Below are 15,625 nucleotides of genomic sequence, written 5' to 3'. Positions count from 1 at the left end.
ATGACACACTCTTCAAATCAAGAAGTCTGGACTGTATTTAAGCGCCTAATGGGTTATATAAAACCATTGAAAGTCGTGTTTGGCTTCGCAGTCCTTGGCTTATTCATGTATGCCGCAGTCGATGCCACCTTCATCGCCGTGATTAAACCCTTTATCGATGGCGGCTTCGGCGGTCAGGTAAGTCAAGCCACTTCATCACCGGGTGTCGCCAGTATTGATCTTGGCACAAGTGAAGGTTTTGGCGCATCCAGTGATGTATTGCTGATGGCTCCCATTGTGGTTGTTGTTCTTTTTAGCCTGCGTGGATTGGCTAATTTCCTGTCTACTTACTGTATCTCTTTCATGAGTGCACGCCTTATTTTGGACATGCGTCAAGAAGTGTTCGAGCATTACCTCACCCTTCCAGTGAGTTATATAGACAGAGAGAACTCAGGTAATCTCATTTCCCGAGTCACCTATGATACCGAGCAGATAGCGCGTGCTACAGGTAGCGCGCTGATCACCATAGTCAGAGACAGCATTACTGTGGTTGGCATGCTTGCTATCATGTTCTTCTATTCATGGAAGCTATCCCTTTGTATTTTGGTCATCGGCCCTATCATAGGTTTAATCATCTCTATCGTTAGTAAACGTTTTCGCAAGGTCTCTAAACGAATACAAGCCGCGATGGGGGGGGTGACCGCGGCGACTGAGCAAATGATTAAAGGCCATAAAAATGTGTTGGCATTTGGCGGACAGGAAGCCGAATCTGAGCGTTTCGCTTTGGTTAATGAGCAAAATCGATACCAAAATATGAAACTGGCTCTGACGCAATCCATTAGCCAACCTCTGGTTATGGTGATAGGTTCTTTCGCTCTCGCTTTCGTTCTGTATGCTGCGAGTTTCGAGGGGATGCAAGAGGAGCTAACGGCGGGAACATTCGCCACGATTCTCGGTGCCATGCTCGCCATGCTACAGCCAATTAAGAGTCTGACTCGTGTCAATGCTGAATTTCAGCGAGGTATTGCCGCTTGTACAACAGTGTTTGAACTCTTAGATACTAAACCCGAAGTCGATGCTGGCACCTATAAAGTCGATCGCGTAAAAGGTGAGCTTAGTTTTAATCAGGTGAGCTTTCGCTACCCAAATCAAGAGAAGCTTGCGCTGAGTAAAGTCGACTTTTCAGTCAAACAGGGCCAGACCATAGCCTTAGTCGGACGGTCTGGTTCGGGTAAGTCGACGATAGCGAGTCTAGTGACCCGTTTCTATACTGGTCTCGAAGAGGGAAGTATTAAGCTCGATGGGGTCAACATAGATGAATTTGCTCTCAAGAATCTTCGCAGTCAAGTTGCACTGGTTTCGCAGCAAGTCACACTGTTTAACGATACCATAGGTAATAACATCGCTTACGCCTACCCGGGGGAAGTGACTCAAGAGCAGATTATAGAGGCGGCAACGCTGGCACATGCCATGGAGTTTATCGAGTTACTGCCTGAAGGGCTCGATACGCAAGTGGGGGAGAATGGTGTCTTACTCTCTGGTGGTCAGAGACAAAGAATCGCCATTGCTCGGGCTATCTTGCGTAATTCACCTGTACTCATACTCGATGAGGCAACCTCGGCGCTAGATACCGAGTCAGAGAAAGCCATTCAACTTGGACTGGATAACTTGCGTCATAACCGAACTTCGATAGTCATTGCTCATAGACTGTCGACTATTGAATCTGCGGATCACATTTTGGTGATAGATCACGGTGAGGTAGTTGAGCGTGGCGATCATCAATCTTTGCTCGCTCAGGATGGCGTATACGCTAACTTGTATAAAATGCAGTTTAGCAGTTAAGCCATGCAAGCGTTCGTCAATAAACTTTGGTATCCGAGCAAGGATGCCCATCCGGTCTTTAGGCTGCTTAAGTATCTTTTATTGCCATTGGCCTTACTCTTTTTACTGATGAGTAGTATCAGGCGATGGCTGTTTAAGATGGGTCTGAAACAGAGTCATGACCTTCCTGTGCCTGTGATCATAGTCGGTAATATCACCGTGGGAGGGAGCGGAAAAACGCCTACAGTTATTTACCTCATAGACCTACTTAGAAAAAATGGATTTAAACCTGGCGTGATCAGTCGTGGCTACGGGGTTAAATTTGAAGGTGTAAAGAGAGTCGAACCGCAGATGCTTGCATCGGAGGTGGGGGATGAACCTGCCATGATAGTCGCCAGAACTAGCGTACCTATGGTGATAGGGACTGATAGAGTGAAGGCGGCTGAAAAGTTACTTGCCGATACGGATGTCAATGTGATCATCAGCGATGATGGTCTGCAACACTATCGACTCAGGCGTGACATAGAATTACTTATTCTCGATGGTGAACGCAGATTAGGTAACGGCATGCTATTACCTTCGGGCCCTCTAAGAGAGGGGAGCTGGCGGGCTCAGTCTGTTGATTTTATTTTAGTTAACGGTCAGGCGCTGAGGAATGAGTTTAAGATGGAGCTCCAGCCTCAAGGCATATTTCCAGTATCGCCATCTTCCAAGCATATATTTGAGAAGACTCCCGTTGTGGCCATTGCTGGAATTGGCAACCCTCAACGTTTCTTCAAAACCTTAGCTGAGCAAGGGCATACTGTCCTCAAGACACATGGATTTGATGATCATCAGAAGTTTACCTTAGATGCACTGATCCAAGTGGCGGGCGAACACCCTATATTGATGACAGAAAAAGATGCAGTTAAGTGTCGCGATTTTGCAAAAGATAACTGGTGGTATCTTGCGGTTGATGCCAAGCTACCCACAAGATTTGAATCGGATATTATGGACAAGATCCATGGTTCCATGAAAAAGAAACAAGGAAAATCAGATGGCGTTTGATAGAAAATTATTAGAGATTGTTGCTTGTCCGGTCTGTAAAGGAAAGTTGGATTACGATAAAACCAAGCAACAGTTGATCTGTAAGGCTGACCGTCTGGCCTATGCCATTAACGATGGCATCCCTGTACTGCTTGAAAACAAGGCTGAGCCTTGGCAGGATGAGGCTTAAGCTTAAGTCATCGTCTATTTAGTATTAACGCTCTTATATGGAGCGTTTTTTATGGCGTCCCCTATCCCCCTGCTATTGATGTGTTGTTTGCTTGAGCTGTCACACGCCATTTCACTAATTCAGATTGCTTTAATTAAGCCTTATCTCCATAATCATCTGTCACTTTTATGGAGCTACCGCGTGCCTAAACAAACTTTTGAAGCTGTCGTTGGGGAATTATTGGATGATAACCAAGGGACTAGAGTTCTCAAGTTTGAGCATCAAGGTCAGTTTTACTGGCTAAAACAAGCGGAGAAGCTGACTGGTGCGATGCGATTTCTCAAACAGAGTCCGGCTAAGGCATTACAGGTTGAAGTTGAAACGTTAGCCATGCTCGCCGGTAAAGGTGCACAAGTTCCTCAGCTTATGTGTTCCTCAGCAGATTATTTTGTTATTGCCGATGTCGGGCCAACTATCAGTTCTTGGCTAAGCGATAAGACATTGAGTCAGGATGAAAAACAGCAGATCTTAAATGATAGCGCGACAGCTTTGGCTAACCTACATAAGTTAGGACTCGCTCACGGTCGACCAGCCTTGAGAGATATCAGCTGGAGTGAAGGTCTGGTACATTTTATTGATTTTGAAGCCAGTCAGAACAGTAAAGATATTGCCTATCAGCAGAGACGTGATTTACTCGTGTATATTCATAGTCTGTATCGGTATATGGGGCCGGATCATGAGATGATAACCCCGGCTATCCAAGCCTACCGTGATGCTGGGGGCGAAGCTATCTGGCTAAATGCAAAACAGTGGCTCACTCCCTGGCAATGGATTTATCCGGGGTTGAGTCTATTTAAAAATATTGGCGGCAAAGATCTGCGGCCCATTTTTTGGTTGTTATGGCACTTCAGGCAGGCATAAAATCTTCATAGATTAAATTTAGGGGGGAGATGTCATCATTAACCCCATCTCACTCCACTCATTATGTCGAATTCCCCGATCGCGGCATCAATAACCTTCCTTAAATTAATCATTTGTCCTCTGAGCCATTGTCCTTGCTGGGGCGATATTCTAAACTCGCTTTCCGATAAATAAAAATATAAAGGGATTAGCGGTGAAAAAATACATACTAGGGGTTATATGTTGTTCGTCTTTGTTAGCGTTTCCGGCCATATCACAGCAAGATGAATTTTCGTTCGATGCCGAACAGTATCGAGAAGATGTTCGGGTGTTAGCCAGCGATAAATTTGGTGGAAGGGCGCCCTTGTCTGAAGGAGAGGCCTTAACCTTAGATTATCTGGTTAACTCTTTTAAAAAAATAGGACTCGATCCGGGCTATAAAGGCAGCTATTTACAAGCTGTTCCGCTGGCAGAAATAAGCGCAGATCAGAGTATGAAACTTACCATCGATGGCATGAGCTTTAGCAATGGCGATCAGTTTACTGCCAGAACCCAGAGGATCATTGACCAAGTTGAACTCAAGGACAGCGAATTGGTGTTTGTTGGCTATGGAATTAATGCGCCAGAGTTTGGTTGGAATGATTATCAGGGCGTAGATGTGAAGGGGAAAACAGTCATCGTCTTAGTCAATGACCCAGGTTTTGCGACTCAGAATGTTGACCTGTTTAAAGGCAATGCTATGACCTATTACGGCCGCTGGACATATAAGTATGAAGAGGCTGCCAGACAAGGCGCCGCTAGCGTGTTCATCGTTCACGAAACGGATCCAGCAGGTTATGGCTGGGGAGTGGTACAGAACTCGAATACCGGCAGTAAATTTACCTTGATTGACGATAACAATAACCTAGGGCAAGTCGGGGTCATGGGCTGGGTACAGCATGATGTTGCCAAAGACATTTTTGCTAAGGCAGATCTTAATTATGAAGATTTGAAACTCGCGGCCAGTAAGTCTGATTTCAAGGCCATCGATCTAAAGATGAAGGCAAATTTGGTATTGAAAAATAGCATAGTAAAGGCAGAGTCTTACAATGTCGTCGCTAAACTGTCCGGCAGTAATAAGAGTAATAAGAGTGATGAGACGCTTGTTATGCATGCCCACTGGGATCATCTGGGGACTAAACTCGATGCAGCAGGAAAGAAACAGATATTTAATGGCGCAGTCGATAATGCTTCCGGCGTTGCAGGAGTACTTGCCTTAGCTAAGGCCTTTAAAGCGAAAGCAGACAAAGCTCCCTTTAAACGAGATATATTATTTACCAGCTTTACCGCCGAAGAAACCGGACTTATCGGTGCCCAACACTTCGCCCTTAATCCACCCGTACCCACTAAAGATATCGTTGCTTTTCTCAATATCGATGGCATGAACGTCAACGATGGCGTGGATTACATCTTAGGTTATGGCCAAGGTGTATCTGAATTAGAAAGCTACCTTAAAGATGCCAGTACTGGGTTGAAGCGCCATGTTAAAGCCGATCCTCGCCCGCAAAATGGCTTGATGTACCGCTCTGATCACTTTGCCTTAGCTCAGCAAGGTGTTCCTGGCTTGTTGTTTATGAGCTTAGGCGATACAGATCCTGATTATATCGCTCACAAATACCATAAAGGCCAAGATGACTACGATAGTACCTGGTCTCTTGGGGGCGTAAGACAAGATTTACAGCTAATTGGTGATATTTTATCGCGTCTCGCGAATAATGAAGATTGGCCAAGGTGGCTCGAAGATTCTGATTTTAAAGCCAGACGTTCAGAGGATGGTCATTAAGGCCGTTAGCCTGAGGTTTTACCCCATCAAGAAACACCGAAGTTGGTGTTTCTTGATGGGGTAACTTAACAGCTCAATTATTGTTTCAGCCCTTGGTATAAGGTGTTGATCCACTTTTCTTCGGTAATGAAAGACCAGCTCCAGTCAATTTTTCCTTTTGGTATGCCTTCAAGCTTTATTTGTTCCAGACTCATCCCCGATGAGAGTTTGCTCTCCATCCAATTAATCGATTTATCTAGCATATGTTTGAAACGAATTAAATCGTTTCTGCTGGCCAGTTCGCCGTGGCCCGGAATGACCTTAGTGTCCTTGTTAATCTTGCGGATCATCGCGGCCACATTGTCACGATAGCCTTTCACTGAGCCCCCGGCTTTTAGATCTATGTATGGGAATCTGTTTTTGAAGAAGAGATCCCCCATATGGATGACGCTCTTATCTTCCCATAAAACCACGCTATCCCCATCTGTGTGGCCGGGTCCCATATGGAGCAAATGTAGTGTGTCACCATTAAAGTGGATACTGGTGCCCTTATGATAGGTGACTGAAGGCAACCCTGCTGCCTTGTAGCTGGTGTCTCCAGCAAGGCGTTTCAACACGTTGTGATGGGCGAAGATAACGCTGTTCATGCCGAACAGATTGTTGCCACCAGTGTGATCGCCATGATAGTGAGTATTAACCACGTATTTAGGCTGGCCAGGTTGAATGCCTGACAGGGTGGCTATAATTTTACCGGACAAGGGAGCAAATTGATTATCTATGATTAATATCCCGTCTTTACCGGCAGAAACCCCAATGTTGCCACCAGAGCCAGTTAACATATAGCTGGTTTCAGATAACTTAAGCTTGTTAATTTCCACATCACTGAATCTATCAGCGAAGGATAATTGAGACAGCAAGAGACCCAATATGAGTACACAGCCCTTGAGTAGATTGCTTGATCGCATCATCTGTTACCCCTGTTATTATTCTTCTTGTAAGTTAAGTCTTTGTTGCTACTGATAACATACCTGTAAAAGAGAGGGGCTGCAATTGCAGCCACTCATTCTATTAACTCGCAAACTCATTTTCTAACTGGTTCGGTCAATATGCCCAAGGTATCAGCCTTCTTGATAGGTTATTGGCGCGACCTAGACGTACCGCGGCGTTATAACGCATTCTATATAGAGCCTGGTAACAAAGTGGTACCAGATAAAGACTCGTCACGGTAGAAAATGTTAAGCCACCAATGATAGCAATGGCCATGGGTGAGTATGATGGCCCCCCTCCACCGAGCTGAGTATCACCCAGTGCCAAAGGCAATAGACCGAGTACTGTGGTGCCGACAGTCATAAGCACAGGGCGAAGACGAGAAATACACACCTGACTTATTGCTCCCGATAACTTGTCCAGTGCGGGCTCTTTTTGGTTTATCTGATCGACAAGGACGATGCCGTTGTTCACCACGATGCCCATTAAGATCAATATGCCTATCATGACCATGACTCCCATGGGGGTGCCGGTAAATAGCAAGCCCCAAAAGACACCTGTGATAGAAAATAGGATGGAGGTGATGATGGCAGTCGGTAGCAGTAAAGATTCGAATAGAGCCGCCATCACTATGTAGATCATGGCTAAGGCCAGCAACATGTTAGTCGCCATCACCGCCTGATCTTCATCTTGTTTCTCGAAACCTCCTCTGAGTGAATAACCATATCCCGCAGGAAAACTCACAGTCTCCATCACTTGAGTGATCTTTTCCTGTGCTTCCTCTGTGGTGAGATCATCTAGGTTTGCGCCGATAGACAAGGCCGTCTGTCTGTCGTAGTGACGAATGGTATCGAATCTCGGCGAGATGGTGATACTCGCTAAGCTATCTAAGGTATACACACGGTTATCGATTCTGATCACTGGCAGCTGCTTTAATCTCTCCAGTGACAAGCGCCATTCTTGCTCGAAGGACATTTCGATGCGTAATTCGCCATTGGGATCATGACGAAAAGAGCGGAGTTGACTGCCTCTTAAGGCCATAGAGATACTGGAAGCGATTTCGTTGAGCTTAAGATCCAATCTGGCGGCCATTTGTCTGTCAATTTGGATCACCACTTCTTGTTGGGCTCCGCTGAGTTCAGATCTTACATCCGTTAAACCTTCAATCTTAGACAGAAGCGGGATCACTCTGTTACTTATCTCGATTAGATCAGTAGTGGATCGCCCGGTTAGGGTGACTCTTAAGCCATTGTTACCGCCCCCCCAGCCAAATTGAGGCTTGGCGATGGAAAACTTAGGAAAGCCTTCACGTATTTTCTTCTTTAGCGCCTTCATGTCGACTTCAGTATTTTTTTTAAGGATCAAAGTGGATTGGCCGCGGTCGGGAGCGTAGTAGCTGTAGACAGAGTCGATATGGAATTCATCTTTATTGGCATAGAGATAGGTTTCCATTTTAGTGATCATCGCCTCGGTGACATCGAGATTATGGCGTCCTTCAACTTGATAATTAATATAGAGTTTATTGTTTCCCTCACCATCAGATTGATCTTGATTTACCATACTTAATGGCAGAGCCGTCGATGCTAAAATGATGAGTGATGTCATTCCCGAGGTACGTGGTCTGGCTAGAATCCTGTTTAGGCTCTTGTGATAAAAGGTCTGTAGTTTGCTCTCTTCTTCCTTAGTTTCGACTTCGATATTCATTTTACTGAGCATCAGCGGCAATAATGTTTTAGCCACAAGTAGTGATGCTGCTAGAGAGATGCAGATAGCGATAGCCACATGCTCTAGGAAAATGGTTAATTCGACTTTTACTCCGAAAATGTTGGGCAAAAATACGATGGCAGTGGTGAGTGTACCGGCGAGAACCGCCAGTGAGACCTTGTTTACACCGCTAAGTACTGCTGAGTCAGATGCTTGACTGGTGTTTGAGCCACTGGCTTGTTTTTCTTGCAGCACACTCTCGGTGACCACCACAGCATTATCGATCAACATGCCGACGGCGAGTAATAAGCCCATCATGGAAAGTATGTTGAGGCTATAACCTAACAAGTACATAGCGGCCAGTGTCATACAGATAGAGATGGGTACCGAAGTTACCACCACTAAAGTCATCTTCAGGTTTCTTAGAAACAGATACAAGACGGCAAAAGAGAGTAGGCCACCTATTAGGCCAGCGGTCAAGAGATCGTTCAGTGAAGAAGTGACCCCATAGGCTTGATCTTCCATGACGAATAGCTTGATGCCATCAAACTGCTCATCTTGCTTAGCGGCTTCGATGACCTTCATCACTCTCGTCGAGACATCAACCAGGTTGGCACCCGACTCTTTAAATACGTCCAAGCCCACCGCGTAGTTTTTATCTAAGTGTCGGCCGTCTAAACGCTCGGGAAGAGAGAAGCTGACAGTGGCGATATCCCCAAGAGTGATACCTGGTTTAAGCACCACGGCGTTGATCTCATCCAGATTTCTAAATTCACCCTTAGGCGAGACCTGATAGACGCGCGAGTTGGTTTTCAAGATCCCTGCGCTGACGATGAAGTTTTCCTGTTGTAGTCGCTGATTGAGATAGGGGATAGAGACACCACTGGCCGATAGCTTATCGGCATTTATCCTGATCTCAATTTGCTTTTGCTCGACGCCGTATAGCGTCACCTGAGAAACACCTTCGACACGCTCCAACGGACGTTTAAGCTGCTTATCTAGCAGGTCAAATGCTCCGGATAGCTCGCGGTCACTGGATATTCTTAAGTTTAGTACTGGCATGTCGGCGGTAGAGAACTGCCTGATAAATACACGTTCAACATCTTTTGGAAGCAAGTGTCTCACGGCATCGATTTTTTCTCTGGCCTCTAAGCTTTTAGTGGCGACGTTTTCTCCCCACTTCATTCTGAGTTCAATCTCGGCACCATTTTGTGAAGAGCTGGATCTCAACTCTTCTATTCCGCCCATGGTGGCTAATGATTCCTCCAAAATACTGGTGATATCGCGCTCAACTTCTGCTGGAGTCGAGCCTTTATAGGGGACCTCTATATTCACTTGGGGCATATCTATGCCAGGAAACATCTCCAGAGGCAACAAGCGACTCGAAGCCAAACCAAACAAGAGAATGGCGACAAAGAACATGCTGGTGGTTACCGGCCTTGATATGGCTAGTCGGGTGAGATTCATACCTGACCTCCTTCATTCGCAAGATGTTGCTCTTGAGTATTCTTGGTTTCTTCTGAAGCATATTCTTTACGATCGAACAGGGCGTACAGTACAGGTATCACCACTAAGGTCAGCAAGGTGGATAAAATCAGACCGAATATTACCGTGATCGCCATAGGTGCACGGACTTCTGAGCCATCGCCCAGACCGAAGGCCATGGGAGACAAGCCTAATGCTGTCGTCATGGTTGTCATGATAATGGGGCGTAAACGAGACTTAGCCGCTTCAGAAATGGCCAGCATCTTTTCTTTGCCTTCCTGTCGAAGCTGGTTGATGCGATCCACAAGTACGATGGCATTGTTGACCACTATACCGGCCAGCATGATGAGCCCGATAAAGACCACCACACTCAAGTGAGTACCAGTGATAAAGAGGCCCAATATACTGCCGCCGACTGCCATAGGTACGGCAATCAGAATAAGCAGAGGGTGTAGCAGTGATTCAAACTGGCTGGCCATGACCAGATAGACTAAGAATACGGCTAACACTAAGGCTATCTGTAGCGACTGGAATGAGTGTTCCATCTCCTCATTCTGACCACCAAACCTAGCTTGAATCGAGGTTGGCAGCGTCTGCTTAGCTAAGATACTTCTGGCTTCTAATACGGCTTCGTTAAGATCGCCATAGGCTAAGTTCGCCGAGACAATGGCAACTCTTTGCTGGCTGATACGATTAATGGCCGAGGGACCTAGTTTGAGTGTCACATCGGCAACCGCACCGAGGGCGATAGGATGACTGCTATCTGGGTTGATGATCATCGAATCTATGTCGCTGATCTGATCGCGTTCATCAATCTCACTTCTGACCAGAATATCTACTTTACGATCTCTCACCGTGTATTGACTTGCCACCGTACCTCCAACTCTCTGCGCGATACGATTTGCCACGGTAGGCGCGTCCATGCCTAGCGCCGCTAGGCGTTGATGGTCGAAGCGAATACTTATTTCAGGTTGACCATCTCTCAAGCTTGAGTTGAGGTCTGCAAAGCGGTCTGAGTCCGATAATGCGTCGACTAAGTTATTAGCAGTTTGCTTTAATTGGGTCAGATCATAACCAATGAGCTCTATTTCCAGTGGAGTCTTAAAACTAAAGAGCTCCGGATGTTGAATTTTAGCCTCTAGCTCAGGAATACGCATGGCTGTGGTACGGAGCACCGATGCAACGGCATCGAAGGCCTCAGGATCGGCGAGCACAACTTGCAAACGTCCCCAGTTTTCACCGCCACGGGAAGTATCCGATGTCATCAACCCACCACTTCCTGCTTGGCTATAGGCATGTTTTACATCTTCTCTGCCTTTTATCGAAAGGGCGAGTCGACGCAATACCTTGTCGGTTTCTGATACTTCGGTGCCTGGTGGCAGGAGGATTTCGACATAGAATTCACCTTGGTTCATTGGGGGGATAAGCTCCATACCCAACTTTGGCACTAATGATGCTGCGCCTAAGGTGATCAGGATAGCGATCGTCAGAGTCATGACTCTAAATTTGAGCGCCAAGGCGAGCAGGTGATGATAGATACCTTCAAGTTGATGGTAACACCAGTTGAAGCCTTGACTCAGTGGCCGCATAAACAGTCCAGTGAACCAAGACAGCAGACGACCAAACATAAGCGCTAAGGTCAGCAGAGCACTGGGTAAGTAACTAAATAAGACGATAAAGGGGAAAGAGAAAACCGTGGCACTGTAATGTTTTAATTTTCCTACCTTAGTCTCTGGTTTTGACTTCTTTTCCTTAGCGAGTAGGGGAGGTAGAGACTTAATGCCTTCGCGGGACGCCAACATAGGAATAGTGGTCAGGGCCACCAGAAGTGAAGCTAGCAGTGCGAAAGTGACTGTCAGAGCTTGATCAGAGAACAAGGCGCCAGCGACACCATCGACGAAGACGAGGGGGACAAACACCGCTAGAGTGGTCAGCGTCGAAGCAAATATCGCCCCGGATACCTCTTTAGTACCGGTCACAGCGGCTTCGAGCTTACTCATGCCCTGCGAGCGACAGCGATCTATGTTTTCAAGGACCACAATAGCATTGTCGACCAGTAATCCCACAGCCAGTGCTATACCACCCAGTGACATGATGTTTAAGCTGATATCGGCGAAATACATCATGTTAAATGTAGCGATGACCGAAAACGGAATCGAGATAGAGATGATCAGAGTGGGAATAATATCTTTTAAAAATAGATAGATGATTAACATGGAGAGCAAGCTACCTATCAGTGCTGACGATGTGACCTCACTCACGGCACTTTCGATAAATTCCGACTGATCGTAGATTACCGTTAACTCAGATTTTACTTGATTGGCATTTAACTGTTTGAGCGCCGCGTTAACTTTTCTGGCTACCGCTACGGTATTAGCGTCTCCTTCCTTGTAGATTGCCAGTTCAATAGATTCTTGATCGCCAATCCGGGTGATATCGTTACGCTCCTTATGAGCATCGACAATTTCGGCAACCTCGAATAGTCTGACTAATGTCTGATCTTCGCGATACACGATGATCTGACCTAGCTCTTTCAGAGAGTTGAACTGGTTAAGGGTGCGCACTAAATACTCTTTATCTCCCTGGATCACTTTACCCGCAGACAGGTTGATATTTTCTTCGGCGATACGGTTACGTATTTTATCTGCGTTTAGATTGAGCTGAGTCAGCTTCTCTTGATTAAGCAAAATGTGCACTTCTTGCTGCAGTCCGCCAGAAAGTCGGACGGCAGCTACACCTGTCAAGGTTTCGAGTTGGCGTTTTAGTTCCTCTTCGGCGTAAGTGCGCATCTGCTTGAGTTCATTATCGCTAGCATCGGGAACCGATAAGGCGAGGCGGACGATAGGGTCAAGGTTTGGATTAAACCTAAGCAGTAGCGGCTTCTTAACATCGAGAGGCAATAAAATGGTGTCCAGTTTCTCCCGAACATCCAGGCTGGCCATATCCATGTCTGTGCCCCATTCGAACTCCAGCACTACATCAGACATACCCGAGCGTGATATGGAACTGATTTTTCTTAAGCCTTTTACTATACCTGCCGCTTCTTCTATGGGTTTAGAGACTAGCTGCTCGACTTCGACTGGTGCAGCACCCATATACAGAGTTCGTATAGTAATTGTAGGGTAACTTAAGTCAGGCAGGAGTTTGACTGCTAAGCGTGAGAAACCCACCATACCAAAGAGGATCACCGCTAGCATGAACATCCATACTGTGACTGGGCGTCTTACCGATGTTGTTATTATAGACATAGTTCGGCTTCCTTTACTTCTCGACTGAGGCTAGATCTAATGCACTTATCACTTCTACAAGTGATTGATCTTTCAGATTTTGCTGGCCACGGATCACTATCTGTTCACCAGGTTCAATGCCTGCGATAATTTCAACAGTATCGGCCTCACGATAACCCAGAGAGACTTCACGGCGATTAACATTAGTCCCGTCGATGACATAGAGAGCAAATTGATTATCTTGGTTGACTACAGCGTTATATGGCACTGTGATGACATTATTGTGAGTGTCATATCTCAGCTCGACGCGAGTAAACATGCCAGCTTTTAGCTTGGCATTGTCATTTGGTACAGATAAGGTGACTTTGAAAGTGCCACTCTGGGCATCGACGATTGGGCTGATACGTAATACTTTTGCGTGAACCGTATCTTGTGAATGCTTATTGGCGAACACTTGTGCGTCTTGGCCCAGACGTAAGCTCTGAAGTTGCTGCTCAGGAAGATGGACGATACCGTGAAGCTCGTCTTGATTAACGATATAAAATAGTTCATCAAATTCTTTTGCCATATTGCCTTTTTTAACAAATCGAGTGGCGATAACCCCGTCGATGGGGGAGCGAACCATGCTCTCTTCGACCTGTAGTCCAGCCAGATCTCGCTTAGCGATAGCGGCCTGAAGGTTGTATTCGAGCTTAGCCATGGAATCTGCACTGATAAACTCTCTGTTGCCCATCTTCTTCAGACGGTTGAGTTCCTGCTCGATTATTTCAACTTCGGCCTGTGAGCGGGCGAGATCGTATCTCTGTCTCTTAGCATCAATCACAGCGAGCAATTGACCCTTAGTGACTCTGTCACCTTCTTCCACCTCGATGGCCTCAATTAAGCCTGCGATACGAGTGACCACATTGGCTTCTTCTGGGGCTTCCAGTGTGGCAGTTGTGCTGTAGAAAGAGGAGACATCCCCCTGAATGACAGTGGTTGTTTCAACAGGTACAGCATACTTCTCTTCTTCTTTAGGAGGCTCTTCACCGCTACAAGCTGAGAGCACTGATACCAGAAGGAGAGGGAGAGCAAATTTGAAACCATTGAGTGGGCGAGTCAGTATGCCGGTTTTTTGTGAATGAGTTACTTGGGTGTTAGCGAGTGTATTTAAAGAGTCCATGTAAAAATACCTAAGTTATTTGTTCCAATTGTCACTAACTAAGCACAAGCCATGCCAACATTTAAATTCATTTAAATACAGAGGCTTAATGTTTATTACATCTAACAGGTTAAACTTGTTAAACATAATGTAGCGAAAAGGTTTAAAAATTGATGCTTTTGACTAAGGGGAATTTAACGATTAATTTTGTAACAATTCAAACGTCATTTGATACAAGATGTATCGGGGTTTGGTTATGCCTGCGTATTCCCTTCATTACTCACCTGAATGCTGTTATTAGATTTATTCGTTTTGTTAATAACCTAAATGCATCAAGTCACGTTCATTTACAGGGTATAGAGAGAGATAATTCTGAGATAACTCTTATGGAAGACACTCTTATGACACTTAGTTTTATGAAATCCACTCTTATTAAAAATATAGTTCCTATGGCCTTAATGTCAGTATTTTTATTCTCACCAAATCTCCATGCACAGAACATATTGAAAGATGCAGTACGCATGAATCGTGACATTAAAGACAATAAATATAAGTACAAGCATGAATACAACAAGACTAAGAATAAGGTCAGCAGAGCCACAGACAATGCCCGTGACATCGCCGATGGCAGTTATGTCGACAAAAAATTGGATAAAATGGAGCACAATACTTCAAGGAAGCTACGCAGAGCAAAAGATAAGCTGGATCCCCGCGATGAAATTGCCGAAGAAATGCGCCGTGATATTAAGCAACGTAAGCGTGAAGCAGTCGATAAATGGTTAGCTGATTAATATAAATGCTTCTAATCTGAGTCAGTCCAGTTATGATTTAGCGCTATCAGGCTTAACGCTGGATTTAAATAACTAAGTGCAAAGGATTGGCATGATACAGATACGCAGGTTTAAGCAAACTGAACAATTAGATGATCCAATTGCCCTGTGGCAGATAAAATACGACACCATTCGCAGAGTCAATATCAGAGACTATAGCCTGCTCCAGGTATCTGCCTGGGCACCGACACGATCTTTGCCTGATACTTGGCCTAAGCGTATCCAAGCCATGAATCCTTTCATTGCCGAATCGGAAGGCAAGCAGCTAGGTTTTGCCGATCTTCAAGCTGATGGCTATATCGACCATTTTTTCTGTCATGTGGATCACCAAGGACAGGGGATAGGAAAAGCTCTGATGAATACTCTGCTCAATGAGGCTGCATCTAAAGGCATATGTCGTTGCTATTCCCACGTAAGTATCACTGCAAGACCTTTCTTCGAGCATTTTGGTTTTATTCTGGTTAACTCTCAGGAAGTAGAAGTTCGGGGACAAGTGCTAACAAACTTTGTGATGGAGAAGCGGGCTTGAGTTCATAGTGTTTAGGTATTAGTGTT

At 45.6% G+C, this 15,625-nt stretch carries 11 protein-coding genes; 7 read left to right on the top strand and 4 right to left on the bottom strand.

Annotated elements, in window-relative coordinates; all coding sequences use genetic code 11:
• The 5 genes from msbA (at nucleotide 1) to sps_RS08040 (ending at nucleotide 5,717) form a co-directional block, all read left to right on the top strand.
• Nucleotides 1-1,821, top strand: coding sequence for a lipid A export permease/ATP-binding protein MsbA (gene msbA / locus sps_RS08060; RefSeq protein ID WP_077752063.1), 1,821 nt, complete (start codon nucleotides 1-3; stop codon nucleotides 1,819-1,821).
• A gap of 3 nt (nucleotides 1,822-1,824) precedes the next feature.
• Nucleotides 1,825-2,847, top strand: coding sequence for a tetraacyldisaccharide 4'-kinase (gene lpxK / locus sps_RS08055; protein ID WP_077752062.1), 1,023 nt, complete (start codon nucleotides 1,825-1,827; stop codon nucleotides 2,845-2,847).
• Nucleotides 2,837-3,016, top strand: a complete 180-nt coding sequence (locus tag sps_RS08050) for a Trm112 family protein (protein WP_077752061.1) — start codon at nucleotides 2,837-2,839, stop codon at nucleotides 3,014-3,016. Before lpxK ends, sps_RS08050 begins: the two co-directional genes overlap by 11 nt.
• 51 nt (nucleotides 3,017-3,067) lie before the next feature.
• Entirely contained in the window at nucleotides 3,068-3,916 is an 849-nt protein-coding gene (locus sps_RS08045) for a BUD32 family EKC/KEOPS complex subunit (RefSeq protein WP_335695442.1), read from the top strand.
• 193 nt (nucleotides 3,917-4,109) lie between these two features.
• Complete coding sequence (locus tag sps_RS08040) at nucleotides 4,110-5,717, top strand: M28 family metallopeptidase (protein ID WP_077752060.1); 1,608 nt, start codon at nucleotides 4,110-4,112, stop codon at nucleotides 5,715-5,717.
• Nucleotides 5,718-5,794: 77 nt separating this feature from the next.
• Here sps_RS08040 and sps_RS08035 read toward each other — a convergent pair whose 3' ends face one another.
• From sps_RS08035 to sps_RS08020, 4 genes are all read right to left on the bottom strand, one after another.
• On the bottom strand, nucleotides 5,795-6,664 hold the full coding sequence (locus sps_RS08035) for an MBL fold metallo-hydrolase (RefSeq protein WP_077752059.1): 870 nt from the start codon (nucleotides 6,662-6,664) through the stop codon (nucleotides 5,795-5,797).
• Between the two features lie 133 nt (nucleotides 6,665-6,797).
• Nucleotides 6,798-9,854 carry an efflux RND transporter permease subunit gene (locus sps_RS08030; RefSeq protein WP_077752058.1) on the bottom strand — a complete coding sequence of 1,019 codons (3,057 nt, stop codon included), beginning with the start codon at nucleotides 9,852-9,854 and terminating at the stop codon, nucleotides 6,798-6,800.
• Nucleotides 9,851-13,120 carry an efflux RND transporter permease subunit gene (locus tag sps_RS08025; RefSeq protein ID WP_077752057.1) on the bottom strand — a complete coding sequence of 1,090 codons (3,270 nt, stop codon included), beginning with the start codon at nucleotides 13,118-13,120 and terminating at the stop codon, nucleotides 9,851-9,853. Before sps_RS08025 ends, sps_RS08030 begins: the two co-directional genes overlap by 4 nt.
• Before the next feature lie 13 nt (nucleotides 13,121-13,133).
• A complete protein-coding gene (locus tag sps_RS08020; protein WP_237158030.1) occupies nucleotides 13,134-14,261 on the bottom strand; it encodes an efflux RND transporter periplasmic adaptor subunit in 1,128 nt (375 codons plus the stop codon).
• 437 nt (nucleotides 14,262-14,698) lie between these two features.
• Between sps_RS08020 and sps_RS08015 the strand changes: the two genes are divergently transcribed.
• Together sps_RS08015 and sps_RS08010 are read left to right on the top strand one after the other, a co-directional pair.
• The gene (locus tag sps_RS08015) at nucleotides 14,699-15,031 is read left to right on the top strand and encodes a hypothetical protein (RefSeq protein ID WP_237158029.1); all 333 of its coding nucleotides are present in this window, start codon (nucleotides 14,699-14,701) and stop codon (nucleotides 15,029-15,031) included.
• 91 nt (nucleotides 15,032-15,122) lie between these two features.
• Nucleotides 15,123-15,599, top strand: coding sequence for a GNAT family N-acetyltransferase (locus sps_RS08010; protein WP_077752056.1), 477 nt, complete (start codon nucleotides 15,123-15,125; stop codon nucleotides 15,597-15,599).
• Nucleotides 15,600-15,625 lie beyond the last annotated feature (26 nt).

The sequence above is a fragment of the Shewanella psychrophila genome, assembly GCF_002005305.1.
Lineage (GTDB): Bacteria > Pseudomonadota > Gammaproteobacteria > Enterobacterales > Shewanellaceae > Shewanella > Shewanella psychrophila.
Note: the sequence above shows the minus strand (reverse complement) of the source record. Positions and strands in the feature narration are given on the sequence as shown.

Bases quoted from the DNA above. Each gene is read 5' to 3' on its own strand.
- msbA (WP_077752063.1), top strand. From the start codon at position 1: ATGACACACTCTTCAAATCAAGAAGTCTGGACTGTATTTAAGCGCCTA.
- sps_RS08010 (WP_077752056.1), top strand. From the start codon at position 15,123: ATGATACAGATACGCAGGTTTAAGCAAACTGAACAATTAGATGATCCA.
- sps_RS08035 (WP_077752059.1), bottom strand. From the start codon at position 6,664: ATGATGCGATCAAGCAATCTACTCAAGGGCTGTGTACTCATATTGGGT.
- sps_RS08020 (WP_237158030.1), bottom strand. From the start codon at position 14,261: ATGGACTCTTTAAATACACTCGCTAACACCCAAGTAACTCATTCACAA.
- sps_RS08050 (WP_077752061.1), top strand. From the start codon at position 2,837: ATGGCGTTTGATAGAAAATTATTAGAGATTGTTGCTTGTCCGGTCTGT.
- sps_RS08045 (WP_335695442.1), top strand. From the start codon at position 3,068: ATGGCGTCCCCTATCCCCCTGCTATTGATGTGTTGTTTGCTTGAGCTG.
- sps_RS08030 (WP_077752058.1), bottom strand. From the start codon at position 9,854: ATGAATCTCACCCGACTAGCCATATCAAGGCCGGTAACCACCAGCATG.
- lpxK (WP_077752062.1), top strand. From the start codon at position 1,825: ATGCAAGCGTTCGTCAATAAACTTTGGTATCCGAGCAAGGATGCCCAT.
- sps_RS08015 (WP_237158029.1), top strand. From the start codon at position 14,699: ATGTCAGTATTTTTATTCTCACCAAATCTCCATGCACAGAACATATTG.
- sps_RS08025 (WP_077752057.1), bottom strand. From the start codon at position 13,120: ATGTCTATAATAACAACATCGGTAAGACGCCCAGTCACAGTATGGATG.